This window comes from Actinomadura rifamycini DSM 43936, from assembly GCF_000425065.1.
Taxonomy (GTDB): domain Bacteria; phylum Actinomycetota; class Actinomycetes; order Streptosporangiales; family Streptosporangiaceae; genus Spirillospora; species Spirillospora rifamycini.
Window position 1 is genome coordinate 1 of record NZ_AULB01000047.1, and the last position, 24,164, is coordinate 24,164.

Annotated in this window: 22 protein-coding genes; 8 read left to right on the top strand and 14 right to left on the bottom strand. The window is 74.5% G+C overall.

Annotated elements, in window-relative coordinates; genetic code table 11:
- Window positions 1-361: 361 nt before the first annotated feature.
- Complete coding sequence (locus H505_RS0132045) at window positions 362-952, top strand: DUF6230 family protein (RefSeq protein WP_026405225.1); 591 nt, start codon at window positions 362-364, stop codon at window positions 950-952.
- Window positions 953-957: 5 nt separating this feature from the next.
- Window positions 958-1,893 carry a DUF6114 domain-containing protein gene (locus tag H505_RS45675; protein ID WP_034520914.1) on the top strand — a complete coding sequence of 312 codons (936 nt, stop codon included), beginning with the start codon at window positions 958-960 and terminating at the stop codon, window positions 1,891-1,893.
- On the opposite strand, the gene H505_RS48265 is transcribed toward H505_RS45675, so the two are convergent.
- The 3 genes from H505_RS48265 to H505_RS45690 are packed head-to-tail and all read right to left on the bottom strand — an operon-like array spanning window position 1,800 to window position 7,041.
- Window positions 1,800-3,401 (bottom strand): serine/threonine-protein kinase, encoded by a 1,602-nt coding sequence (locus H505_RS48265; RefSeq protein WP_051301416.1) that lies wholly within the window; start codon window positions 3,399-3,401, stop codon window positions 1,800-1,802. The genes H505_RS45675 and H505_RS48265 overlap by 94 nt on opposite strands.
- Before the next feature lie 22 nt (window positions 3,402-3,423).
- Window positions 3,424-5,199 (bottom strand): serine/threonine-protein kinase, encoded by a 1,776-nt coding sequence (locus tag H505_RS52560; RefSeq protein WP_064743757.1) that lies wholly within the window; start codon window positions 5,197-5,199, stop codon window positions 3,424-3,426.
- Between the two features lie 3 nt (window positions 5,200-5,202).
- Window positions 5,203-7,041 carry a serine/threonine-protein kinase gene (locus tag H505_RS45690; protein ID WP_084551061.1) on the bottom strand — a complete coding sequence of 613 codons (1,839 nt, stop codon included), beginning with the start codon at window positions 7,039-7,041 and terminating at the stop codon, window positions 5,203-5,205.
- A gap of 308 nt (window positions 7,042-7,349) precedes the next feature.
- Between H505_RS45690 and lysX the strand changes: the two genes are divergently transcribed.
- Both lysX and H505_RS0132080 read left to right on the top strand, forming a co-directional pair.
- Window positions 7,350-10,580, top strand: coding sequence for a bifunctional lysylphosphatidylglycerol synthetase/lysine--tRNA ligase LysX (lysX, locus tag H505_RS0132075; protein ID WP_026405226.1), 3,231 nt, complete (start codon window positions 7,350-7,352; stop codon window positions 10,578-10,580).
- A 42-nt stretch (window positions 10,581-10,622) separates the two neighbouring features.
- Window positions 10,623-11,141, top strand: coding sequence for a GNAT family N-acetyltransferase (locus H505_RS0132080; protein WP_026405227.1), 519 nt, complete (start codon window positions 10,623-10,625; stop codon window positions 11,139-11,141).
- 4 nt (window positions 11,142-11,145) lie between these two features.
- Here the strand turns inward: H505_RS0132080 and H505_RS48270 are convergent, their stop codons facing one another.
- The 7 genes from H505_RS48270 to H505_RS0132115 all read right to left on the bottom strand — a co-directional run bounded on the left by H505_RS48270 (window position 11,146) and on the right by H505_RS0132115 (window position 18,749).
- Window positions 11,146-11,685 (bottom strand): hypothetical protein, encoded by a 540-nt coding sequence (locus tag H505_RS48270; protein WP_026405228.1) that lies wholly within the window; start codon window positions 11,683-11,685, stop codon window positions 11,146-11,148.
- Window positions 11,686-11,735: 50 nt separating this feature from the next.
- A complete protein-coding gene (locus tag H505_RS0132090) occupies window positions 11,736-12,116 on the bottom strand; it encodes a hypothetical protein (protein ID WP_026405229.1) in 381 nt (126 codons plus the stop codon).
- 40 nt (window positions 12,117-12,156) lie between these two features.
- On the bottom strand, window positions 12,157-13,245 hold the full coding sequence (locus tag H505_RS0132095) for a winged helix DNA-binding domain-containing protein (RefSeq protein ID WP_026405230.1): 1,089 nt from the start codon (window positions 13,243-13,245) through the stop codon (window positions 12,157-12,159).
- Between the two features lie 61 nt (window positions 13,246-13,306).
- Window positions 13,307-16,993 (bottom strand): hypothetical protein, encoded by a 3,687-nt coding sequence (locus tag H505_RS52565; protein WP_034520917.1) that lies wholly within the window; start codon window positions 16,991-16,993, stop codon window positions 13,307-13,309.
- 89 nt (window positions 16,994-17,082) lie between these two features.
- Window positions 17,083-17,283 (bottom strand): PspC domain-containing protein, encoded by a 201-nt coding sequence (locus H505_RS0132105; RefSeq protein ID WP_026405231.1) that lies wholly within the window; start codon window positions 17,281-17,283, stop codon window positions 17,083-17,085.
- Window positions 17,284-17,421: 138 nt separating this feature from the next.
- A complete protein-coding gene (locus H505_RS0132110) occupies window positions 17,422-18,099 on the bottom strand; it encodes an HAD family hydrolase (RefSeq protein ID WP_026405232.1) in 678 nt (225 codons plus the stop codon).
- Window positions 18,096-18,749, bottom strand: coding sequence for an MBL fold metallo-hydrolase (locus H505_RS0132115; protein ID WP_026405233.1), 654 nt, complete (start codon window positions 18,747-18,749; stop codon window positions 18,096-18,098). The genes H505_RS0132110 and H505_RS0132115 overlap by 4 nt, the downstream gene beginning before the upstream one ends.
- A 97-nt stretch (window positions 18,750-18,846) precedes the next feature.
- Between H505_RS0132115 and H505_RS45705 the strand changes: the two genes are divergently transcribed.
- From H505_RS45705 to H505_RS0132130, 3 genes are read left to right on the top strand one after another with little or no spacing between them, the layout of a single operon-like run.
- Window positions 18,847-19,902, top strand: coding sequence for a phosphotransferase family protein (locus H505_RS45705; RefSeq protein ID WP_034520920.1), 1,056 nt, complete (start codon window positions 18,847-18,849; stop codon window positions 19,900-19,902).
- A complete protein-coding gene (locus tag H505_RS0132125) occupies window positions 19,899-20,984 on the top strand; it encodes an Rv3169 family protein (protein WP_026405234.1) in 1,086 nt (361 codons plus the stop codon). The genes H505_RS45705 and H505_RS0132125 overlap by 4 nt, the downstream gene beginning before the upstream one ends.
- Before the next feature lie 13 nt (window positions 20,985-20,997).
- Window positions 20,998-21,183, top strand: a complete 186-nt coding sequence (locus H505_RS0132130; protein WP_026405235.1) for a hypothetical protein — start codon at window positions 20,998-21,000, stop codon at window positions 21,181-21,183.
- A gap of 64 nt (window positions 21,184-21,247) precedes the next feature.
- Here the strand turns inward: H505_RS0132130 and H505_RS0132135 are convergent, their stop codons facing one another.
- The 4 genes from H505_RS0132135 to H505_RS0132150 all read right to left on the bottom strand — a co-directional run bounded on the left by H505_RS0132135 (window position 21,248) and on the right by H505_RS0132150 (window position 23,509).
- Entirely contained in the window at window positions 21,248-21,538 is a 291-nt protein-coding gene (locus H505_RS0132135; protein WP_026405236.1) for a Fe-S cluster assembly protein HesB, read from the bottom strand.
- A 71-nt stretch (window positions 21,539-21,609) separates the two neighbouring features.
- Window positions 21,610-22,278 (bottom strand): NAD(P)-dependent oxidoreductase, encoded by a 669-nt coding sequence (locus H505_RS0132140; RefSeq protein WP_026405237.1) that lies wholly within the window; start codon window positions 22,276-22,278, stop codon window positions 21,610-21,612.
- A 168-nt stretch (window positions 22,279-22,446) separates the two neighbouring features.
- Window positions 22,447-23,007 carry a hemerythrin domain-containing protein gene (locus tag H505_RS0132145; RefSeq protein ID WP_026405238.1) on the bottom strand — a complete coding sequence of 187 codons (561 nt, stop codon included), beginning with the start codon at window positions 23,005-23,007 and terminating at the stop codon, window positions 22,447-22,449.
- 187 nt (window positions 23,008-23,194) lie between these two features.
- On the bottom strand, window positions 23,195-23,509 hold the full coding sequence (locus H505_RS0132150; protein WP_026405239.1) for a helix-turn-helix transcriptional regulator: 315 nt from the start codon (window positions 23,507-23,509) through the stop codon (window positions 23,195-23,197).
- A 183-nt stretch (window positions 23,510-23,692) separates the two neighbouring features.
- Between H505_RS0132150 and H505_RS48275 the strand changes: the two genes are divergently transcribed.
- The gene (locus tag H505_RS48275) at window positions 23,693-24,145 is read left to right on the top strand and encodes an STAS domain-containing protein (protein WP_051301419.1); all 453 of its coding nucleotides are present in this window, start codon (window positions 23,693-23,695) and stop codon (window positions 24,143-24,145) included.
- Window positions 24,146-24,164: the final 19 nt, after the last annotated feature.

The window sequence follows — 24,164 nt, forward strand, 5'->3', positions numbered from 1 at the left end:
TCGCGCCCTCGCGCCCTCGCGCCCTCGCGCCCTCGCGCCCTCGCGCCCTCGCGCCCTCGCGCCCTCGCGCCCTCGCGCCCTCGCGCCCTCGCGCCTTCGTGCCTTCGTGCCTTCGTGCCGCCGCACCCGGCGCCCTCAGTAATCACTTACTGTGACGGTCCGCGCGGGGGGCCGAAACGCCCGCCGGGGCGGGCGATCCGCAAGATCACACAGGTCAGGGGGGATTTCGGTCATGACCGAATCTCTGATTCCGGGGTTGTCGAAAGTAAGTACTTAGGAGTAACTTGCACTCTACGTCACGCCCGTGACCCCGATCACGCGGCGTGCGCACCCCCGCCGTCGACCCCCCGGGAGCAGTGTCATGTCCAAGTCCGCCGCGCCGCTCGGCCGCGTCCGCTGGAAGCGTTTCGCCGCCGTCGCCGCCCCCGCCGCGATCGGCGCGGGCGCGATGGTGTTCATGACCGCCCAGGGCTCCGTCGCGTCGTCCTTCGCCGTCTCCGGCGGCAGCTTCAAGGTCAGCGCCGACCGCCTCGTCGGGACCGGGTTCGTGCAGTACGGCGGCGTGGACAAGGACGGCAAGGGCGGCGATCACCCGGTGCAGGTGTCCGGCATCAGGAACGCGAAGATCTCGAACATGTGCCAGTCGGTGAAGGTCGGGCCGTTCACGCTGCGGCTGACGGCCGGGACGGGCGACACGCCGGTCGAGGCGACGGACCTGGTGCTGGACGTCGCGCAGCTCGACGCGGACGCGACGTTCTCCAACATCGAGATCGGGCGGGACGCGAGCACGCTCGACAAGGGCCCGTCCGGCTCGACGGGCGCGGCCGGCATGTTCGGGCAGCAGGCCGACCGCATCGAGCTGCGGAACGTCCGGCAGACGGCGTGGGCGACCACCGCCGGGACGTTCAAGCTCAGCGACCTGCACATGACCCTCGGCGACGAGTGCTTCTGAGCGCCGTGAACGCCTCCGCACCGCACGGGTTCCGCCGCTGGCGGCGGACGCGCCCCTTCTGGGGCGGTCTGCTCGCCGTCCTCGGCGGCGTCGAGCTCATCACCGTCCCGCTGGCGCCGATGCCGGTCACCGTCCACCAGGGCATGGCCGGGGTCGCGAGCTGGCTGATCGGCGCGCTGCTGGTGACCGCGGGCGCGCTGCTGTGGTTCCAGCCCGCCCAGCGGTCGTTCTTCGGCGTGCTGGCCGTGCTGCTGGCCCTCGCGTCGTTCCTGACCTCGAACTTCGGCGGCTTCTTCGCGGGCCTGCTGCTGGGCGTGCTCGGCGGCGCCCTCGGGTTCGCGTGGACGCCCGCGCCGGAGTCGCCGCCGGTCCGGGACGCGACGGGCGCGTGGGACGTCCCGCGCGGCGGGCGGCTCACGGCGCTCGCCGTCCCGCTGGCGCTGCCCGCCTTCCTGGGCGCGCACCTCCCCGCCCCCGCGCCCACCCCGCCGCCGCAGGCCGCCGCCGCGCCCGCGCCCGCGAAGGACGCGGGGGCGGGGCCGCGGGTCTACCTCGGGGCGGCGGCGCTGCGCGCGACCTCCCTGACGATGACGGGCCTCAGCTACGACGGCGTCGCACGGCTGCCGTCGGCCGGCGGGACGGTCGAGGCGCTCAAGTTCTCGATGTCCAAGGCCGTGCTGAAGGACGTCGACCAGGTCGCGGGACGCGGCGGCGCCGCGTCCCGCACGACGACCGGCAGCCTGGCGCTGGACGGCCACGTCGTCATGTACACGACGAAGATGTCGGCGAAGCTGCTCGGCGTGCCGGTGACGTTCACGCCCGCGCATCCGCCGCCGCTGACGCTGCCTCACATGGTGATGACGGACGTGGTGTCGGAGCGGCCGTCCGTGCGGGCGGACGGCGCCGCGATCGACGGGCTCGGCATCTCCGCGCGCGCCTGATCCAGGGCGCCCGTCCCCATCCGGTCGCGGAGGATGAGCGCCCCGGCGATCACGGCCGCGACCACCAGGATCGCCGCGACCGTCACGATGATGATCGTCTTGCGGCGCTCGCGGGCCTTCGGGGTGCTGCGGGACGGCCGCGACACCGGCGGGGGCGGCTGCTGCTGCCAGTTCGACTGCGGCAGGCCCCAGGGCGGCGCCGACTGCCGCGGCGACGGCGCCGGCGGCGGCGCGGGCGGCGGCGTCACCGACGGGCGCGGCTGCGACGTCGACGGCGACGGCCGCTGCGCGGACGGCGACGGCTGCGGCGGCGGCGGGGGCGCCCACTCGGTCTCCACGAGGGTGCGCGGCTCGCCGCGCCGGTCGTCGTCGGTCTCGGTGGCCTCGGGGTCGTGCGGGTCGAGGACCCGCGGGTCCAGGATGGTCTCGGCGGCGTCCTCGCGCGTCTCGTCGTCCACCGGGCGGGACACCGGGTTCGGCGCCGGACCGGGCGCGGGCCCGGGCAGGAAGCGGCTGGACGGCTGGTCGGTCACCGTCTCGTCCGTGATGGTCCGCGGCGGGGCCGGGACGGACGGCCGCGACGGCGGCGGCCCGGCCTGCGACGGCGGGCCGGGCGGGCCGGGGCGCTGCTGCGGCCGCGGCGCCGGCGCCGGCGTCGGGCGGGGCGCCGGGCGCGGGGCGGGCGGCCGGGGCTCCGGCATCGTCGCGACCTGGGTGAGCAGCGGCTGCGCCTGCGCGGCGGTCATCCGGACGCGGGGCTCGCGCGCCAGCAGCCCTTCCAGGACGCGCGCGAGCGGCCCGGCGTTGCGGGCGGGCGGGACGGGCTCGGTCAGCGCGGCCTGCAGGGACGCCATCGCGTCGGGGCGCTCGTACGGGGAGCGGCCCTCGACGGCCGCGTAGATGGTGGCGCCGAGGCCCCACAGGTCGGAGGCGGGGACGGCCCGCTCCCCCGCCGCCCGCTCGGGCGGGATGTAGGCGGGCGACCCCATGACGAGACCGGTCTGGGTGAGGGTCGAGTCGCCCTCCATCTGCGCGATGCCGAAGTCGGTGAGGACGACGCGTCCGGTGGCGGTGATCAGCACGTTGCTGGGCTTCACGTCGCGGTGCAGGATGCCCTTCTCGTGGGCGTGCCGGAGCGCGCCGAGCATCTGCAGGCCGATCTCGGCGATGCGGCGGTGGCCGACCGGGCCGCGCTCCAGCAGGTCCTGGAGGGACGGCGCGGTGACGAGTTCCATGACGATCCAGGGGCGCCCGGCCTCCTCGACGACGTCGTGGACGGTGACGACGCCGGGGTGGTTGAGCCGCGCGGACGCCCGTGCCTCGCGCAGCGTCCGCTCGTACAGGACGGCGTGCTCGGACTCGGTCAGGCCCGGCGGGAGCTCGACTTCCTTGACCGCCACCTCGCGGTCGAGCATCGTGTCGTGGGCGCGCCAGACGGTGCCCATGCCGCCGCGCCCGACCACCGAGTCGAGCCGGTAGCGGTTGCCGAGCAGCCGTCCCTGTGCCATGTCGTCAAGGTCCCCCCGTCGTTCATCCCACCCCCGTGGGACGGAACGTGTCGAGGACATTGTTCACGAGAGTCGTGTTCGCGTTCCACCGGGAGGCCGGAAGCGCGACCACGATCGCATACGACCGGCCGTCGATGACGACCCCGCGGTCGCGGGCGCGGGTGGTCTCGCCGGCGCGGATCCAGGTGAACTCGATGTCGGCGGCGGGGTGCCCGGCGACCGTGCTGCGGGTGAGGGAGACCCGCTCGTAGGCGCGCAGGTTGCCGTCGGTGATGGCCTGCTGCTCCCAGACCTCCCAGTGCCGGTAGGGCTCGCCGTGCCACGGCGTGGGGTCGACCTGGACGTACCCGCCGGTCGCGGGGTCGTTCCACACGATGCCGCGGCCCTGCTCGTTGCGGACCCAGGTCTGCGGGACGCCGATCGTGTAGCCGGGGCCCTTCTCGCGCTTGAAGTTCGGCGGGATCACGGCCGGGGCGGGCGTGCTCGGGGACGCCTCGACCTGCGTGGACGGGCCGTCCAGCGGTCCGTTCGGCTGTCCCGCGGCGGGCGTCCCCGGTGCGCCGGACGCGTCGCCGGACGCCTGCCCCCGCGGCCGCTCCTGGCCGGTTCCGGCCCCGGCGGCGGACTCGCCGCCGTCCGGCCGCAGGAGGAACGCGCCGACGGCGACGACGGCCGCCACGGCGAGGGCGCCCGCGATGACCAGCGGTGTCCGCGCCCGGCCGCCGGCCCGCTTCCGGGCCGGCCCCGTGACGTGCGGGTCCGGGTGCGGGGGCGCGGTCGGGGCGTCGGGGAACCCGATCGTCCCGGTGCCGCCGGGCGGGTCGGGGACGGGGATCGGCGCAGGGACCGGGGCGGGGACCGGCGCGGAATCCACGGCCGTCGCGGCGCCCGTGCGCCCGGCCGCCGCGCGGCTCGCCGCCGTCCCGTCGAGCGCCGTCCCGTCGAGCGCCGTCCCGTCGGAGGCGGGCGCGGCGGGGGACGCGGCGCGGCCGTCCGCGACCGCCGCGAGCGCCTCCTCGGCCTGCTGCGCGCCTGTCCGGGCGGCCGGGTCGCGTTCGAGGAGCCCCATGAGGACGGGCGCGAGGGGGCCCGCGTTGCGCGGCGGCGGCGCGTCCAGCGTCATCACGGCCGCGAGGACGGCCATGGCGTCGCTGCGGTGGTGCGGGGCCTTGCCCTCGCACGCGGCGTAGAGGGTGGCGCCGAGCGCCCACAGGTCGGACGCGGGGAGGGCGGCGTCGCCCTTGACCCGCTCGGGCGACATGTAGGCGGGCGACCCCATGACCATGCCGGTGCCGGTGAGGGTGGCGTCCCCGGCGACCTGCGCGATGCCGAAGTCGGTGAGGACGGCCCGGTCGTCGCCGGTGACGAGGACGTTCGCGGGCTTGACGTCGCGGTGCAGGACGCCGATGGCGTGCGCGGCGCGCAGCGCGCCGATGACCTGCCGGCCGATCGCGGCGACGCGGGCCGGGGCGAGCGGCCCGTCCTCGTCGAGGATGTCCTGCAGCGACCGCCCCCGGACGAGTTCCATGACGATCCACGGGCGGCCGTCCTCGTCGACGACGTCGTGGACGGTGACGACGCCGGGGTGGCCGAGCCGCGCGGACGCCCGCGCCTCGCGCAGCGTCCGCCGGTGCCGGTTCTCGCGCTCGTCGTCGGCGAGGCCGTTCGGCAGCACGACCTCCTTGACGGCGACCTCCCGGTCGAGGGTCTCGTCGGCGGCCCGCCAGACGGTGCCCATGCCGCCGCGCCCCACGACCGAGAGCAGCCGGTACCGCCCGGCCAGCAAGCGTCCCGCCACGTATCAGTCCTCCGCCGGGGTGAACGAGCGGTAGACGGGCTGCAGTTCGGCGAACAGCCGGCCCCAGCCGTCGTGCGGGGCGCTCAGCAGGATGGCGTAGCCGTGGTCGTTCGCGACGAACCCGCGGTTGAGGATGTGCATGCGGGTGCCGCCCTTGCCGTCGTAGGTGAACTCCCAGTCGGCAGAGTCGTCGCCGTCGTCGGTGTCGGGGACGGGCGGCTGCTCGCCGGTCGGGGCCATCTTGAGCCGCTCGTACCCGGGCCAGCCGGAACCGCCGTTCTCCTGGTTCTGCCAGTCCTGGAGGGCGCTGTCGCCGGGGTTGTCCGTCTGGTCGATCTGGATGTAGGCGCTGCGGTCGGGCGAGTAGAAGAAGTCGCCGCCGCGCTTCGACTCGGGGCCGGTCCAGTCGTCGGGGACCTGGATGCTGTAGCCGCTGTCGTCCTCGTGGAGGCGGAACCCGGCCGCGACGGTCGAACTCGGCGACGGGTCCGGCGTCTGCTCCGGCGTGCTCGTGGCGGGCACGGCGCCGCCGCCCGGGTTCGCCGCGCCGCTCTGCGTCGTGCTGGTCGCGCTCTCGTTGCGGGCGGGCTGCTCGTCGTCGCCGCTGCTCGCGAGCGCGATGCCGGTGACGACGAGGACGACGATCAGCACGACGACCGCGATGACGACCAGGTTCCGGTTCCCGGCGAGGCCCGTCCCGGACGGTCCGCCGCCGGACGTCCGGTTGCCGGGCAGCCGCGGCAGGCCGGGGATCCCCGCGAGCTTGGTCTCCGCCCCGCCGACGCCGCGCGTGTCGGGTTCGGCGCGCCACGGGTCGCGGGCCGTGTCGGCCGCGCCGCCGCCCTGCCCGCCGTCCGTCCCGCCCGGCCCGGCGTCGAAGCCGGACGCCGCGGCGGGCGCGGCCACGCGGGTCGCGTCGGGAGACGGGCCGCCGCGGGCGGGTTCCGGCGCGGTGCCGGCGGCCGGGGCGTCGACGGCCATCGTGTGCTGGGTGTCGATGGACTCCTGGCGGACGAGTTCGTCCAGCAGCGCCCCGGCCTCGATCGCGTCCATCCGCTGGTCGGGGTTCTTGCGCAGCAGGCCCTCGATGACCGGGATGAGGGGGCCGCCCTTGTCCGGCGGGTCGGGCTCCTCGGAGATGACGGCGACGAGCGCGGCCATCGGCTCGTTGCGCTCGAACGGCGACTTGCCGTGCACCATCGCGTACAGGGCGACGCCCAGCGACCACAGGTCGGACGCGGGCCCGGCCTTGCGGCCCCGCGCGCGCTCGGGGGCGATGTAGGCGGGGGAGCCCATGACCAGGCCGGTCTGGGTGAGGGTGGCGTCACCGGCGGCGATGGCGATGCCGAAGTCGGTGAGGACGGCCCGTTCGCCGGTCCGTCCGGTGCCGGTGATGAGCACGTTGCTGGGCTTGACGTCGCGGTGCAGGACGCCGGCCTGGTGCGCGGCGTGCAGCGCGGCGAGCATCTGCCGGCCGATCTCGGCGGCGCGCAGCGGGTCGAGGGGCCCCTCGCGTTTGATCACCTGGTCGAGGGAGCGCGACCGGATGAGCTCCATGATGATCCAGGGCCGCTCGTCCTCCTCCACGACGTCGTAGACGGTGACGACGCCGGGGTGGCCGAGGCGCGCGGCGGTGCGGGCCTCACGGAACGTGCGCTTGTGGTGGACGGCGCGTTCCTCATCGGTGAGACCATGCGGGAGGATGACCTCCTTCACCGCGACGTCACGACCGAGGACCTCATCGTGTGCCTGCCAGACCGTCCCCATGCCGCCTCGGCCGACTTGGGTCACCAGTCGGTAGCGGCGGGCGAGCAACCGCTCGCCGTTGGGCTCATTTGGCATATCCGCGACCATATCCACTTTTGCTGACAATCTTGGACCAAGCTTGCAAGCCACATCCCCCCACCCGTACGACGCCCGAGGCGGCGCCGGGGTTCGCGCACGGATGAGCAGGAGCGGGGAGGGTGACTGAGGTGTCACCGCCGACGAGACCGGACCAGGAAGAAGTCCCGGCACGGCCGCCGGGGAGACGCCCGGACCGGCGGCCGGACCGCCGGCCGGAGGCGGCGCCCGCCCAGGAGGCGGCGCCGGAACCGGCCGGGACCTGGCCGTCCGGTGAGTGGCGCCGCCTCGTCCAGGCCGCGCCGACGATCTTCTTCTGGTACACCCGACTCTCCGGGATCCTGTCACTGCTCGCCTGGATCTCCTATGGTCTCATCCTCGAGCTGGCCGACATCTGGGCCTTGCGGTGGATCGGCTACCTCGGCTGGTTCCCCAGCGTGCCCATCGGCCTCGTCTGGATCCTGCTGTCGATGGGCGTGCGGCGCCGCAAGAAAGCCGCCTGGCGCATCCTGCTGCTGGTGCTGTGCCTGCCCGCCGCCCTGCACGTCACCGCGTTCCTCGCGAAGCTGCTCGACCCCGATCTGGACGTCCCGCCGGGCGTGGCCGTCGCGTCCGTCCTGTACCTCGCGGCGATCGCCCTGCTGGTGGCGGCGCGCGGCGAGTTCACCACCCTGCCGGACCGTGCCAACCGGCGCCTCGCCGCGCTCGTCTTCGCCACCCTCCTGGTCGTGACCTGCGGGATCGGCACCTGCCTGGTCACCGCGACCGACCGCGACGAGGGCGGCGGGTTCTGGACGCACCCCGTCTACGCGATCTCGCAGACCGTCCTCGGGCCGCGGGTCACCGGCGGGCCGATCGACATCTCCGTCGCGTTCTGGGTGGACGTCATCCTGTGGGTGCTCGGCACCGGCCTCATGCTCGCGACGTTCTGGGCGCTGTTCAAGCCGGGACGCCGCGACCCCGTCCTCAGCCCGCAGGAGGAGCTGTCGGCGCGCGCGCTGCTCGCCGAGTACGGCGAGCAGGACTCCCTCGGCTACTTCGCGCTGCGCCGCGACAAGGACGTCATCGTCGCACCGAACGGCAAGGCCGCCATCGCCTACCGGGTGGAGGGCTCGGTCTCCCTCGCCAGCGGCGACCCGCTCGGCGACCCCGAGTCGTGGGACCAGGCGATCGACGCGTGGCTCGGCGAGTGCCGCGCGCACGCGTGGATCCCCGGCGCCGTCAGCGTCGGCGAGCGCGCCGCGCACATCTACCGGCGGCACGGCTTCGACGCCCTCGAACTCGGCGACGAGGCGATCATCGACCTGAGCGACTTCGGCCTGGACGGGCGCGAGATGCGGCAGGTCCGGCAGGCGGTGCGGCGGGTCGAGCGCGCCGGGTACACGGTCCGGATCCGGCGGCACGCGCAGATCCCCGACTGGGAGATGGCCGACCTCGCCCGCCGCGCCGACGACTGGCGCGGCGAGGAGACCGAGCGCGGGTTCTCGATGGCGCTCGGCCGGCTCGGCGACCCCACCGACGGGCGCTGCGTGATGGTGGAGGCGTTCGACGCGGACGGGAGGCTGCGCGGCCTGCTCAGCTTCGTCCCGTGGGGCCGCACCGGGCTGTCGCTCGACCTCATGCGCCGCGACCGGGCCGCCGAGAACGGCCTCAACGAGTTCATGGTCGCCAAGCTCGCGGAGAAGGCCGCGCTGGTCGGCGCGCAGCAGCTCTCGCTGAACTTCGCCATGCTGCGGTCGGCGTTCGAGCGGGGCTCGCAGATCGGCGCGGGACCCGTCGCGCGCGGCTACTCCCGGCTGCTGTCCGTGGCGTCCCGGTTCTGGCAACTCGAGTCGCTGTACCTGTCGAACGCCAAGTACATGCCGCACTGGCGCCCCCGCTTCATCTGCTACCTGCAGAGCCGCGACCTGATCCGCCTCGGCCTCGCGTACGCGCGCGCCGAGGGCTTCCTGCCGAGCCTGAACCGGCCCAAGCTCGACCGGGCGGCGGCGATGGTCCCGACCCTCGACCTCGTCGAGGCCGTCCGCAAGATCGAGGAGGACGCCGAGGCCGCGCGCGCGCCGCAGCGGCGCCTGTCGGAGCAGGAGCGGGTCCGGCACGCCAAGCTCGACCAGATCCGCGAAGCGGGCATGGACCCCTACGCGCTCGGCTTCGACCGCACCGACGTCGCCGCCGACGTCCGCGCCCGCTTCCCGGACCTACCGCCGGACGGGCGCACCGGCGCGTCCGTCGCGATCGCCGGGCGTGTCGTGCTGTCCCGCGAGCACGGCCGCCTCATCTTCGTCACCCTGCGCGACGAGACCGGCGACCTGCAGGTCATGCTGACCGAGGACGCCCTCGGCGGCGAGTCCCTCGGCCGCTGGAAATCCCTCATCGACCTCGGCGACCAGGTCGGGGTGCGCGGCGAGGTCGTCGCGTCCCGGCGCGGCGAGCTATCGGTGCTGGCCGCCGACTGGACGCTGACCGCCAAGTGCCTGCGCCCCCTCCCGAACAAGCGGTCCGGCCTGTCCGACCCGGAGGCGCGCGTCCGGCAGCGGTACGTCGACTTCATCGTCAACGACGAGGCCCGCAGGATGCTGCGGATGCGCGGCGACGCCATCGCGGCCGTCCGCGACGGCCTGCGCGACCGCGGCTACCTGGAGGTCGAGACGCCGATGCTCCAGCCGGTGCACGGCGGCGCCACCGCCCGCCCGTTCGCCACCCGCATCAACGCCTACAACATGCAGCTCTACCTGCGGATCGCGCCCGAGCTGTACCTGAAGCGGCTCCTCGTCGGCGGCGTCGGCCGCGTCTACGAACTGAACCGCAACTTCCGCAACGAGGGCGTGTCGAACCGGCACAACCCCGAGTTCACGATGCTGGAGGCGTACGAGCCCTACGGCGACTACGACACGATGGCCGAGCTGACCCGCTCCCTCGTCGTGGACGCCGCGAACGCCGCGCTCGGCACCACCGTCGTCGTCCGCGACGGCGTCGAGCACGACCTCGCCGCACCCTGGCGGGAGATCACCGTCTACGGCTCGGTGTCCGACGCCCTCGGCGAGGAGGTCACCCCCGGCACCCCGCGCGGCACCGTCCTCCGGTACGCCGAACGGCACGGGCTGAACTTCGACCCCGAGTGGGGGCAGGGCAAGCTCGTCCAGGAACTGTTCGAGGCGCTCGTCGAGGAACGCCTCGACGCGCCCACGTTCGTCCGCGACTACCCCGCGGAGACGTCCCCGCTGACCCGCCCGCACCGCGACGACCCGCGGCTCGCGGAGAAGTGGGACCTCATCGTGTTCGGGCTCGAACTCGGCACCGCCTACTCGGAGCTGATCGACCCGATCCTGCAGCGGCGGCGCCTCACCGAGCAGTCCCTCCAGGCCGCCGGCGGCGACCCCGAGGCGATGGAGCTGGACGAGGACTTCCTGCGGGCCCTCGAGTACGCGATGCCGCCCGCGGGCGGCATGGGCATGGGCATCGACCGGCTGCTGATCACCCTCACCGGCCGCACCATCCGCGAGACGATCCCGTTCCCGCTCGTCCGTCCGGGTTCGTGAGACCGGGGCCCGCGACCGCCGGGCCCCGGGCATGATGCCGCTATGGATGATCAACTGGCGCTGCGGCCCGTGGAAGAGGAGGACCTGCCGATCCTGGAGTCCGTCACCCAGGACCCGCGGACGGTCGGCGAGCACGCCTGGTTCGGCTACTTCGAACCGGGGCGGTACCGGCGCGGCTGGGCGGAGAACCGGCTGATCGGCCCGGACGGCGGCACCCTGATGGTGGTGCGCGGCGCGGACCCCCTCGGGTTCGTGTCGTGGCGCCGCAAGACGACGTCGCCGACGTCGTACTGCTGGAACATGGGGATCGCCCTGCTGCCGGAGGCGCGCGGCAAGGGCTACGGCACCGAGGCGCACCGGCTGCTCGCGCGGTACCTGTTCGCGCACACCACGGTCCACCGGATCGACGCGGACACCGAGACCGACAACATCGCCGAGCAGAAGGCGCTGAAACGGGCCGGGTTCACCCGGGAGGGCGTCATGCGCGGCTGCGTCTGGCGGGAGGGCGCCTGGCGCGACGGAGTGACCTACAGCCTGCTCCGCACCGACCCTCCGGTGTGACGTGTCAGAGCGCGCGCGGCGCCGGCCGGCGGCCCTGCTCGGCGAGCCACCGCCGGGCGGCGCCGCGCCGCGCGTCCTCGCCCTCCGGCGCCCCCAGCGGCGGGACGGGCGCCCAGCGGCCCGCGCCGCCGCCGCACTCCGCGTCGCCGGCGGCCTCCTCGGCGGGCAGGACGTCGCCGCGTTCGAGGTCGAGCAGCCAGGGCCCGCCCGCCGGGTCGGCGCCGAGCGCCGCGGCGACCGCCCCCAGGTCGGCCGGGAGCGGCGCCAGCCCGGGACCGGGCCCGTCGCCGAGCGCCGCCGCGAGCTCCGCGGCCAGCTCGGCGTCCCCCGGCCCGCCGCGCTCCCCCAGCTCGGCGAGGCACGCGCGGGCCCGCTCGTCCGCCCCGGGCACGCCTTCCGCGAGCGCCGCGACCAGCGCGTCCCCCGCGTACTGCAGGACGGGCGCAAGCGGCCGCCCGGCCAGCACCGCGGCGCCCGCGGCGCCGTCGCCCCGCGCCACCGCCGCGCGCAGCACCGCCAGCGCGTCCTCGTCCCACCCGATCACACGGACATTTCTACATTCCGGCTACGACGCAACGGAGGAGATCCCCGGAATCACCGGGGCCGCTTGTCCTCGACGTGGACGACCGTCAGCTCCTTGCCGTCCTGGTCGCGCTTCGAACGCCCGAGCAGCCCCACGGCGAGGTCGCTCGGCTCGTCCCCGACCTCCTCCGGCGCCACGTACGTGAGCACGTCGTTGTGGTGCCCGTACACGGCCCAGCCGGGCGCCGCGTCCAGGTCGATGGTGCCGAAGTCGCCCGCCGGGGTGCCCGCCTGGACGGGCCCGAACTCGCGCAGCAGCCCGGTCGCCTGCACGGCGAGGTCGTCCTCGGGCTCCATCAGGATGACGCAGGTGCCGTGCTCGAACAGCACCCAGGACTTGTGGTCGCCCGTGATGACGTCGCGCCACACCGCGACCAGCTCTTCCGTCGTCATGGGACGATCATGGCATTCGGGCCGTTCGGCGCCCATCGAATTACGCGGGCACCACCCGGACCTCGTGCGCGGACCCCGGCGCGGCGAAACCGAGCAGCCGCGCCGCCTCCTCCTCCACGGCCGGGCCCGCGGGCAGCGGCTCGAACGTCTTGATCGTCAGCGTCGCGCGCCCTTCCTTCTTGTCGTTGCGCAGGCTCCACACCGCGTGGACGCGGCCGTCGACCAGCAGCGTCGGCTTCGTGTCCGAACCGACGCAGACGACCTTGCGCCGCTCGTCCGCCATCACCCTCGTGCGGTCCGCGTACGCGAGCACCAGGTTGTCGAACTCGGGCAGGAACCGGACGGGCGCCGCGGCGTCCTCGACGAGCTCCCCGTCCGGGACGTCGAACAGCTCGACCCCGTTCTCGTCCCGGTACACCCGCAGCTCCGGACGGAGCCGCTCGAAGTCGACGTCCTTGCGCCGGAGGCCCGACCAGACCGCGAAGTCCCGCGCCGACGCGGGGCCGAACGCCGCGAGGTAGCGGGTGACGAGCTCGTCCGCTCCCCGCTCCCGCAGCGGCTCGCCCGTCCAGTCCTCGGGGAGCGCCAACCGCATGGCGCCGAACGTGTTCCACGTCCCGCTCGGCGGCGGGTGCACCACGGACACGAGGGCTTGCAGCGACCAGCGGAGCGCGGCCGGGTCCCGGTCCGGCCACCGCTCGGCGAGCACCCGCGCGAGCTCCGGCCGGGTCAGTGTGCGCCCCGCGAGCACTCCGCGCGCCGCCGCCGCCAGCTCGTCCAGGTCCCACCCGGCGGCGACGCGCCCGAACCCCGCCCGCCACGCGCGCAGGGCGATCGGCTGCAGCAGCGGCTTCAGCCAGTGGAAGTCGGGCGTCGCCGCCATGTGCTGGGTGCCCCGCAGCAGCGACGAGCGGACGATCGCCCGCTCGTGCAGCAGACCGGTGAGGACGTCCTGGTGGAAGCCTTCGAGCCGGTTCCAGAGCCCGACGTACGGGGCGTTCGGCTCCTGCGCCTGCACGGCCACGAGCCGCTCGACCGCCTCCTGCGCCGCCATTCCGGACCGTTCGAGGAGGAGCTGGCGGTGCAGCGTCGTCCGGTTGAGGGTCCGCCGGTCGAGAGTGCGCGGCATACCGATACCTCCAGAATGAAGCGTTCCGTTCCATAATATCCGAACGGAACGCTTCATTCCACTACGCCGACTCCTCCCGGAACGCCTCCACCGCGTACCGCAGCCGCGCCCCCACCAGCAGCGCCTCGTCCTCCGGACACCCCAGCAGCCGCCCCACCAGCTCGATGAGCTGGTCGTCGCTCAACTCCGGCTCCCGCCCCGCGACATGCCGGATGATCTCGAGCAGCTCGGGCCGCTTGTACGTCGCGATCGACCGCCCCCGCCGCACCCGAGGCCCCCCGTCCCCCTCACCACGCCCCCCGTCCTCACCACGCACCCCACCGCGCCGCCCGACCTCACCGAACGCCCCGCCCGTCCCAAGCGCTTCACCGTCGTCCCGCGACCCGAGTTCGCCACGAGGCCCGACTTCCCCGCGATCACCACGCGACGCGGCCTCCCCGCGCAACCCGAGTTCGCCACGCGGCCCGGCCTGCCCACGCGGCCCGAGTTCGCCGCGTGGCGCGGCCTTCCCGCGCGGCACGTGGTCACCACGCGGCGAGCTCGGGCCGTCGGCGTGGGGGTCGGGTTCGGCGTGGGGCGTGGGGGTCGGTCTCGGCTCGCGGTCGCGGTGGGGCTCGGCGTCGCTGCGCGGCGTGGCGGGGGCGGCAGGTTTCGGGGTGGTGTGGGAAGGCGACTCCGCGCGCGGGACGGGCGTCTCCGGTGCGGCTTGGCGGGGTGGTGGCTCGCTCTCCCGGCGGGCCCGGCCGGGAACCGGGGTGTCGCGCAGGTCCGGGGGCCGGGGCGTGCGTCGTGGGGTGGCCTCGTGCGGGGGCCGGTCGCCGTGGGACGCCGGCTCCTCGGGTGACGCGGGGGGCTCGCGTCCGGGGCCGGCCTCACCGGCGCGGGCGCTCGGTTCCGGGGCGTCGTCGGGCGGGGGGTCGCCGGTGAGGATCGTGAAGAGGGGGGCCGTCGGGGTGACGATGGCCGCCAGGTCGCCGAGGGGGGCGGCCGGGGGCGGCGGGGGGGGGGGGGGGGCGGCCGGGGGCGGCGGGGCGTCGGGCGGCGGGAGCTCGCGGGCGGCCTCGCCGACGAGGATCGCGCGGGGGGCGAGCCACAGGACGAACAGGGCCTCGGCGCCCGCGCCGTGCTCGCCGTCCACGATGACCGCGTCGAACGCGTCGGCGTGCGGCGGCAGGGTCTCGGGGATGCGCCACAGCGGGAGGATCCAGGCGGGGACGACGTCCACCGGGGCGGACGCGGCGGACCGCAGGCGGGCGCGGGCGGCGGTGCGGGCGCGGGCCGCGGCGAGGTCGGCACGGGCGTCGGCCGCGGCGGCGTCGGCCGCGGCGACGGCGGCGCGGTGGCGCTCCTCGGCGGGGGTGAGGCCCGCGCCGCGCGCCCACGTCCACGCGTCGTCCCAGCGGCGGACGCGGGCGTGCCACGCCTCGTCGCCGTCGGTGGCGCGGAGGAGGTGCGCGAGGTCGGGGTGGACGGCGCGGACGCGGTCGAGGAGTTCGCCGCAGCGGACCTGGAGGGCGCGCTCGTGGCGGGCCTCGGCGAGGGCGGCGAGGGCGCGGCCGTAGGCGGCGGCGTCGCGGGCGTCGATCGCGGCGAGGGCGGCGGCGAGTTCCGGCGGGTCGGCCGGGTCGGCGGGGCCGATCGAGTCGCGGAGGGCGCCGAGGTCCGCGGCGGCGCGGTCGACGCCGAGGGTTTCGAGCGCGCCTTGCAGGGCGGTCGCGTACGCGTGCCACTGGAGGGGGTGGTCCAGCGGGACGTGCAGTCCCGCGCGGTCGAGGAGTTCCCGCGTCTCGGCCACGGCGGGGAGGACTTCGTGCAGGCGGGTGAGGCGTGTGTGTGCGCGCACGAAGCGGTCGACGCGTTCGGCGGGCGGCAGGTCGGCGGGGAACGAGATCCCGGCGGCCTCCCACACGTACTGGAGTTCCTGGCAGGTCATCCGGACCATGAGGTCGGTGAAGACGACGTCGAGCAGTTCGGGCGTGGTGGGGGGTTCGCCGTCCACGGTCGCGTACTGCAGGAGGACCTCGGCTTGGCGCTGGGGCTGGGAGCGAAGCGGGCCGCGCTTGAGGGTGCCGCCGTCGGCGAGGTAGGTGCGCAGTTCCTGGGCGACGCCGGCGAGGCGCCGCAGGTGCAGCTCCCCCGGGGGGAGTTCGACGCGGCGCCCGCCCATGCCGGCGAGGGCGCGCTCGGCCCATTCGGCGCGGGCCGCCATCTCGGTGACGCGCGCCCAGACGGCCGGACGGCGCTCGGCGAGGGCGTCCGCGAACGCGCGGACCGCCAGGTCGGCGGGGTTCCAGCCGCCGGGGTGCCCGTCGAGGCCGAGGTCGCGCAGGGCCGCGCCGACCGCGGCGGCGGCCGCGTCGAGGCGCGCGACGAGCGCGACGTCGGACCCGCGGAGCAGCCGGGACAGTTCGGTGTCGGCGCGTCCGGCGCGTTCGGCGGCGGTCCGTTCGGCCTCGACGAGGGTGCGGACGTACGCGGCGCTGGGCAGCGCGCCGGGATCGACGTCGCGCTGCTCGGGCCGGGCGCGCCGTTCGGGCGTCTCGCTCGCGAGGAGCGCGACGAGGTCGGCGGCCTCCCGCGCGGTGATCGGCGGGTCGAGCGGGAGGTCGGCGCCGGCGGGCATCCACGCGAGGTCGGGGTCGGGTTCGCGGCGGGCGGGCCGGGGCGCGCGGTCGCGCAGCCCGGCGGCGTCGCTCTCGGCGCGGGCCGCGTGCCCGGCGAGCGCGTCGAGGTCGTCCGGCGGGGCGGCGTGCAGGCCCTCGACGGCGGTGCGGGCGGTCGCGGCGTCGGTGGCGGCGAGGGCGGCGAGACCGGGCGGCAGCGCCGCGTGCAGGGCGGCGGCGGCCGCCCCGGACGGGACGGCGACGAGCACGCGGCGGCCCCGGACGAGCAGCCCTTCGAGCAGGTCGGGGACGGTGTCGGGGGCGCGGTCGGGGACGCGCATGACCTGCGGCGACCGGCCGGTGACGAAGCGCGCGAAGCCCGCGGGCAGGTCCGGGAGGAGGTCGATCATCCGCTGGTGGTAGCGGGCGACGGGTTCGCGGGACGGCGGCCGGACGACCAGCGCGGGCGCGAGCCGGACCTGCGGGACGGGCGTGCCGGTCTCGTCGGGCGTCCAGTCGTCGCGGTAGTCGACGGCGCCGACGAGCGCGGCGCCGCACCAGTCGCGCAGGACGTCGCCGGTGGAGGGGTGCAGGCCGAACGCGCGGCCCGCGCGGACGGCGGCCGCGACGCGCAGCGCCCCGCGGAATCCCGGGCGGCCGCCGAGCAGGTCGCCGTCCCGCAGCGCGACGGGCCCGCCGAGGACGACGTCGATCCGCTCGGTGCGCTCGTCCAGCGCGATCCGGACGGGCGTGCCGAGCAGGTGGTCGCGGACGGGCGGGCCGTGGGCGGGACGCCACGACAGCAGGCCCGCGCCTAGGACGACCTCGTCGTCGCCCGCGTCCTCGGCGAGGTCGCGCAGCAGCCGGTACCAGTGGCGCAGGGCCAGCCAGCCGTCGAACTCCTCCAGCACCGCCGGGGGCGTCAGCGGGATGACCGGCAGGCTGAACAGGACGTCTCCGGGCCCGGCGTCGGTCTCGACGTAGACGTCGCCGGGCAGGTCGGCGAGCCAGTGGACGCGCCGGTGCGCGGCCGGGTCGCGGCGGGCGCGGGCGAGGTCGCGCAGGAAGCCCAGGAGGCGGGCGGCGTGCTCGCCGGCCGGGTCCCGCGCGGTGACCCGGCCCGAGTCCGGGTCGTCCTGCGACACCGCCGTCCCCTCCCTGCCCGTGGATTCGTGTCCACCGATCTAACACTGCGGGGGCCGGGCTGGTCGAGCGGTATCGATGATCTTGTGGGTCAGTGGCTGCGGGCCAGGTGGCGGTCCTCGTTCGGCATCATGATCCACAGGACGATGTAGACGACGAACTGCGGGCCGGGCAGCAGGCAGGACAGGACGAACAGGAGCCGCATCGTGAAGGGGGACATGCCGAACCGGCGGGCGAGTCCGGAGCACACCCCCGCGATCATGCGGTTGCGCGGTCGGTAAAGGCCGTTCATGGGTCTTCTCTCCCCGATTCCTCGAACTGTGAACACGGGTTCCTTACCCGTTGCTCACCAAACTAGGAAACGGACACCGAACCCCACATCAGCCGAAGGAGCGGTTTCTCCCCCTACTCGCGGAGTAGGGGGAGACCCTTAAGGGTTGTTCGCTTCGCGGACGAGTTCCGGCAGGTCGGTGAGGTCGTCCAGGACGAACTGGCATTCGCGCAAGATGCCGTCGTCCTCCTGGATGTGCCCCCACGGGCCGCGCCTGAGGAACGCCGCGCGCATGCCGAACGCGATGGCGGGACGGACGTCGTTGTCGATGCGGTCGCCCACGTACAGGACGTGCTCGGGCAGCGCGTCCGCGAGCTGCGCGCAGCGTTCGAAGAACTCGTGCGACGGCTTCTGCACGCCCCAGACGTCCGAGATGCCGATGACGTCCGCGTCCAGCCCGAGCGCCTCCGTCTGCTCGGCGGCCTCGACCGGCTGGTTCCCGGCGATGCCCACGAACAGACCTTGGGCGCGCAGGCCCGCCAGACACGCGCGCGCGTCCGGGTACAGGTCGTCCGGGCCGAACCCGTTGGGCACGCCGGCCGTGCGGCGCGCCTTCTCCTCCGCCTCCAGGTCGAAACCGGGGCGGAAGTACTCGAACAGGTCCATGTGGGTCTTGCCGGTCGCGAGGTACGCGCCGAGCTTGGTGAGGAACGTGTGCCTCGGCACGCCCAGCCAGTCGGCCCAGCGCCCGTAGATCTCGCCCTCGTTGATCAGCGTCTCCCCGATGTCGAAGAAGACGGCCTGGACGGCCCGGGGGGTCGGGGGATGCTCGGTCACGCGTCGTCCAGCTCCACGGACTCGCCCGGGGCCAGCCGGGTGAACGTCTTGCCGAGCTCTTCGCCCGCCGCGCCCACGTGCTTGGTCATGACCGTGAGGCCGATGTCGTTCAGCAGGCCGTCATGGATGACGTACGCGCGCTCGGGACGGACCTCCCGCGTGTACGAGTACAGCTCGGGAATCTTCAGCCACGGCGCGTTACCGGGAAGGCAAAGGGTCCGGACGGGCTCGCCCGGTACGGTCAGCGCGTCGCCCGGGTGGAACACCTCCCCGTCGATGAGGAACCCGGTGTTGGGGATCGGCGGGACGTCCGGGTGCAGGATCTCGTGGTCCTCGCCGTACACGTGCACGTCGAACCCGGCGATCGTCACCGCGTCGCCGTGCCCCACCTGGTGGACGCGTCCGCCCAGGTCGGCGAGGTTCTCGGCGACCACGCGGGACGTCCACACCTCCAGGGACGGGCGCGCGGCCATCGCCTTGCGCAGCGCGTCGGCGTCGAAGTGGTCGAAGTGCTCGTGGGTGATCAGGACCGCGTCGGCGCCCGCGAGGGCCTCCTCCGCCCCCGTGCTGAACGCGCCGGGGTCGATGACGATCGTGCGGTCGTCCTTGCTGATCCGGACACACGCGTGCCCGAGCTTGGTGAGGCGCATCGTCCGATTTTTTCACGCCCGCCCGGCCGCCCCATTGACCACCCCTGGGCGCGTTGATAGAACACGTTTCACTTTGGTTGCGAGCCAGGAGGCGGCCATGCCCGTTCCCCACCAGCGCGACCCGGAGGCGACCCGGCTGGCCCTGTCCGGCTGGCTGGACCGGCACCTGCCCGGCGCCCGCGTCCCCCACCTCGAAACACCCGAGACCAGCGGCTTCTCCAGCGAGACGCTGATGTTCGACGCCGAGACCCCGGACGGCGTCCGGCACCCCTGCGTCGCCCGCGTCGCGCCCGTCCACTACCAGGTGTTCCCCGAACCCCGCTTCGAGGAGCAGTACCGGCTGATGCGCGTTCTCGCGGACCGCACCGACCTGCCCGTCCCGCCCGTCCACTGGTGGGAGCCGTCCCCCGACGTCCTCGGCGCCCCGTTCTTCGTCATGGCCCGCGCCGACGGCCGCGTCCCCACCGACATGCCCCCGTACCACATGGACGGCTGGGTCACCGAGGTCGCACCGGACGAGCGGGCCGCCATGTGGTGGTCCACCCTCGACCTCCTCGCGCGCCTGCACCGGCTGGACGTCCGGGCCCTCGACCTCGGCTTCCTCGACCAGCCCGCGTGGGGCGCCCCCGGCCTCGACCAGCGCCTCAACTACTACGAGCACTACCTCCACTGGGCCTACCCGGGCCCGCAGGACGTCGCGCTCCGGGCCCTCGAATGGCTCCGCGCCCACCGCCCCGACGAACCCGACCCGCCCGTCCTGCTGTGGGGCGACTCCCGCATCGGCAACGTCGTCTTCGACCACGGCACCCCCGTCGCCGCGCTGGACTGGGAGAACGCCGTCCTCGGCGCCCCCGAGGAGGACCTCGCCTGGTTCATGTTCATCGACCGGCACCACTGCGACGGCATCGGCGTCCCCCGCCTGCCCGGGTTCCCGTCGTACGCCGAGACCGCCGCCCGCTACGAGGAGCTCCTCGGCCGCCCGATGCGGCATCTCGCCTACTACGAGATCCTGTCCGGCTTCAAGTTCGCGGTGATCATGGCCCGGATCGGGCAGGCGATGATCGACTTCGGCTGGATCGACGAGACCAGCGAGTTCCCCCACGACAACAACTGCACCCGGCTGCTCGCCCGCATCCTGGAGGAAACGCCGTGACGCTCTCGCCCCTCGACGACTACCCCGTCCACCAGGCGCCCGAGGTGATGCGGCACGTCACCACCTCCGACCGCAACTTCTACGACCGCTACTACTTCAACGTCCACCCGTGCTCGGACGACCTCATGATGCTCATCGGCATCGGCCAGTACCCCAACCTCGGCGTCACGGACGCGTTCGCCGTCGTCCGGCGCGGGCCGCTGCACCGCGTCGTCCGCGCCTCCCGGGAACTCGGCGCCGACCGCATGGACACCACCGTCGGACCGTTCCGCGTCGAGGTCCTCGAAGGGCTCAAGCGGCTCCGCGTCGTCCTCGACCCCACCGAGCACGGCCTCTCGTTCGACCTCGCCTGGGAGGGCGCGATCCCCGCCACCCTCGAACCGCCGCACTACCTGCGCTGGCAGGACCGCGTCATGTTCGACTCCCGCCGCATCGCCCAGACCGGCCGCTGGACCGGCCACATCGCCCTCGGCGACGAGCGCGTCGACGTCACCCCGGACGTCTGGTGGGGCTCCCGCGACCGCTCCTGGGGCATCCGCCCCGTCGGCGAACCCGAACCGCCCGGCATCCAGTCGAAGAACGCCGGCACCTTCTACTGGGTGTACGCACCGATGCAGTTCGACGACCACTCGATCCTCTGCATCGTCCAAGAGGACGAAAAGGGCCGCCGCGTGCTCGAAGAGGCCACGCGCGTCTGGGCGGACCCGTCCCGCGAACCCGAATACCTGGGGCGTCCCGAGTACCGCCCGACCTACAAGCCCGGCACCCGCGAGGTCGCCACCGCCGCGATCGCCTTCGCCCCGCCGAACGGCACCCCGTTCACGGTCACCGCGACGCCGATCCTGCCCGTCCACCTCATGGTCGGCACCGGCTACGGGCTCGAACCCGACTGGAAGCACGGCATGTACCAGGGGCCCGACCTCAAGGTGCAGGGCGTCACCCTCGACACCCGTGACCCCGACGACGCCTCCCGCATGTGGGGCATGGTCGACTCCGTCGCCCGCTACGAGTACGCCGACGGCACCACCGGCCACGGCCTCTTCGAATACTGGGCGCTCGGCCCGCACCCGTCGTTCGAGTGACACACTGGCCCCCGTGACCGACGACGGAGAGGCCGCGGAACCGGACCGCGACGCCCTGGACCGGCAGGTGCGCGACCGCTACGGCACCTGGCGCGACCGCCCGCGCGGCCTCGCCTGCGCGGTCGTCGCCGCCTTCCTCGTCCTCACCACGATCGGCTTCGCCGCCGGCGTCGCCGCCCTCGTCCTCGCGGCACGGTGACCCCGGACGCGCGCGGGGCCGGGGCGCGGCACGCGCGCTCCCGGCCCCCGCACCGTCCGCCCGTTCAGGTCGCGGTGCCCTCCGCGATGGTGAACGCCACCTCGCCCTGCGGGTCCACCTGGGCGTCGAGCGTCTTGTCGTCCAGCAGCTGCGCCGCCGCCGGCTCCAGGTACACCTTCGCGCCCTCCTCCTCGACGACCTGGTCGCCGGCCTCCGGCGCGGACGCGACCGACAGCCGCAGCGCGTCCGAGCCGTCGATGCCGGACTCGATCCGGATCCCCGTCTCGGGCGGCAGCTCGGGATTGGCGGTCACGTTGCGGATGACCTGCACCGCACCGCTCGTCAGCGTGAGCACGATCTGCTCCTACTCGTCGTCTGCATGGATCCCGCCCTCCCTCCCCGCCGGCTCCGGGGGCTAAACCCCGCTCAGTAGTTGAGCGTGATCGCCTGGCCGACCGTCCCGTCCCGCGCGACGCACCCGAGCATGAACGCGGCGAGGTCGGCGCGGCCGATCCGGAAGCCGCCCTTCGGCTTGCGGTCGACGGCCGTCCGGTACCGCCCCCGCGCCGGACGGTCGACGAGCAGGGCCGGGCGCGCGATCGTCCAGTCGAGCCCGCTGCCGCGGACCGCGTCCTCCATCACCCCGAGGTCCGCGTAGTACTCCCGCAGGAAGTACCCGCGCGCCGGCGGCCCCACGACGTACCGCAGGAGGAACCCCTCGCCCGGGTCGTGCCTCGGCGGGTCCGGGCGCTCCGGGGACGGCACGACGGTCATCGCCTCCGAACTGATCACGACGAGCCTGCGCGTCCCGGCGGCCCGCATCCCCGCGATGACGGCCGCCGTGCCCTTCGCGCACGTCCGCGCCCGCGCCTCCGCCTTGTTCCGGGCGCCGAGGCACGAGAGCACGGCGTCGGCCCCTTCGAGCGCGGGCCGCAGGTCGGGGTCGTCCAGCAGGTCGGCCCGCACGGTCCGGACCCCGGCGGGCAGGTCGCGAGGCCGCCGCGCCACCGCGGTCACGTCGTGCCCCTCCGCGAGCGCCAGATCGACCAGGATCCGTCCGGTACCGCCGGTGGCGGCGAAAATCGTGAGCTTCATACCCCCTGAGAGGCGCCCGCACTAAAAACTGTGACACTCACCCCCAGCGGCTCGGGCACCCCCGTCCCACCGGGCTCCGGCCGAGTGACCGCTTATGGTCAGGCGGGCGTCGTGGGCGGGCGGGGCGCGGGGCGGGACGGTGGGTCGGGGTGTCCCGCCCCGCCGGGGTCAGTGGCCGCCGCGGCCGGACAGGTGGTCGCGGACCCGGTCGACGAGCCCGGTGCCGGGGGCCAGCAGCTTGTTCAGCGGCGGCGTCTGCGGCGCCGCCGGGTGCGGCCGGGTGGGCGCCGTCTTCTTCGCGGCCTGCACCTGGTCGCCCAGCGTGTACAGCTCGTCGGCGCCGGCCTGCTCGGCCAGCGCGGGGAACAGGGTGGTCTCCTCGTGCTCGATGTGGGCGGCGACGTCGTCGATCAGGCGCCGCACCATGGCGGCGAAGGCGCCGCCGGCGGTGTCGGCGGACTCCAGGTCCTTCAGCAGCCGCTCGACCTCGGCGTGCTCGCCGATCTCCTTCTCGGCGATCTGCTCCCCGCCCGGCACGTACCGGCGGACCCAGGGGTACAGGTACATCTCCTCGGCGACCGAGTGCCGCACCAGTTCGATGGTGACGTCGTCGAGGATCCGCCGCCGCTGCCGCGCGTCGGACTCGGCCGTCAGTTCGTCGAACATCTCCTCGACCTCGCGGTGATCGTGCTTCAGCACCTCGATCACGTCCCGCCGGTCTTCTGCCATCTTTCGCCTCCACGTCCGCCGACGCATCGCTGCCACCAGAACGAGCCGGCGCCGCCACCGTCCGGCAGGGGGCCGCCTCGGCCGCGGACTCGGCCGACGCCTTCGCGGGGGGACGGGTGGTGGTCAACCGGCAGGCGGCCTGTTACCCCGGGGAACCCGTCCCACACACAAGATCGCGGGACGGGCGTCAGCGGGCGGTGCCGGAGGCGTGCTCGGCGAACAGGTCGATCAGGTCGCGGACGTCGTGGTCGGACTCGCTCGGGTGCCGGAAGGGCCGGTCGAGCTTGACGGTGTAGGTGTTGCGGCGGCCGACGCGGGTGCGGGTGAGGTAGCCGGCCTCTTCGAGATCATTGATGATCAGCTGGGCCGCCCGTTCGGTGATGCCGACCTCCCGGGCCGCGTCGCGCATCCGGATGCTGGGCGAGCGGGCGATGAGGATCAGCACCCGCGCGTGGTTGGTGAGGAAGGTCCACGTCTTCTTCGGCTCGGTTGAGGTCTCCAAATGCCCGCCTCGCGTTCGCTCGCGGTCGCCGCCTGCCGGACGCGGGACGTCCGGCCCCCGCCCGGTACGAGCGTCCGTTGATCTCCATCATACGACGCGCCTTTGGCGAATTCGATTTCAGGTATTACACTTACCGAAAGTTGATTGGTCAATGATGTCCCGGATCGATGAGGCAGGTGACCCGTGCTCGTCAAGCCGTCCGCGCTCTCGCCCGACGCGGTGCCCCCGGCGGCGGCCGCGCCGACCGGCGACCGCCCCGCACGCGACCTGGCGCTCCGCACGTCGAAACAGGGCCCGCTGGAGGTCCTGCACATGGACGGCGTCCTGGACGCGGAGACCGCGGTCACGGCCGAGGCGCAGATCCTGTCGACGATCGTGCTCACGCGGGAGCCGCTGCACCTGGTGCTCGACCTCGGCGGGCTGACCGGTATCGACGCCGCCGGGATCGCCCTGCTGGCCAAGGCCCGGTTCGCCGTGCGCGCCGCCCGGGGCACCCTGCACATCGTCGCCCCGGCCGGGAGCGCCGCTCACTTCGCCCTCCGGACGGGCGTGCCCCGCACGGCGCCCGGCCCGGTCGAGGACATCGCCGACATCCGGCTCGGGGACGGCACGGGCGCGCCGGACGCCCCGGCGTAGGCGGGCGCGGAGACACGAA

Coding starts and splice junctions, on each gene's coding strand:
- H505_RS0132045 (WP_026405225.1), top strand. CDS start 362: ATGTCCAAGTCCGCCGCGCCGCTCGGCCGCGTCCGCTGGAAGCGTTTC.
- H505_RS48265 (WP_051301416.1), bottom strand. CDS start 3,401: ATGGCACAGGGACGGCTGCTCGGCAACCGCTACCGGCTCGACTCGGTG.
- H505_RS45690 (WP_084551061.1), bottom strand. CDS start 7,041: ATGCCAAATGAGCCCAACGGCGAGCGGTTGCTCGCCCGCCGCTACCGA.
- H505_RS0132080 (WP_026405227.1), top strand. CDS start 10,623: ATGGATGATCAACTGGCGCTGCGGCCCGTGGAAGAGGAGGACCTGCCG.
- H505_RS0132090 (WP_026405229.1), bottom strand. CDS start 12,116: ATGACGACGGAAGAGCTGGTCGCGGTGTGGCGCGACGTCATCACGGGC.
- H505_RS0132095 (WP_026405230.1), bottom strand. CDS start 13,245: ATGCCGCGCACTCTCGACCGGCGGACCCTCAACCGGACGACGCTGCAC.
- H505_RS0132105 (WP_026405231.1), bottom strand. CDS start 17,283: ATGAACGGCCTTTACCGACCGCGCAACCGCATGATCGCGGGGGTGTGC.
- H505_RS0132115 (WP_026405233.1), bottom strand. CDS start 18,749: ATGCGCCTCACCAAGCTCGGGCACGCGTGTGTCCGGATCAGCAAGGAC.
- H505_RS45705 (WP_034520920.1), top strand. CDS start 18,847: ATGCCCGTTCCCCACCAGCGCGACCCGGAGGCGACCCGGCTGGCCCTG.
- H505_RS0132140 (WP_026405237.1), bottom strand. CDS start 22,278: ATGAAGCTCACGATTTTCGCCGCCACCGGCGGTACCGGACGGATCCTG.
- H505_RS0132145 (WP_026405238.1), bottom strand. CDS start 23,007: ATGGCAGAAGACCGGCGGGACGTGATCGAGGTGCTGAAGCACGATCAC.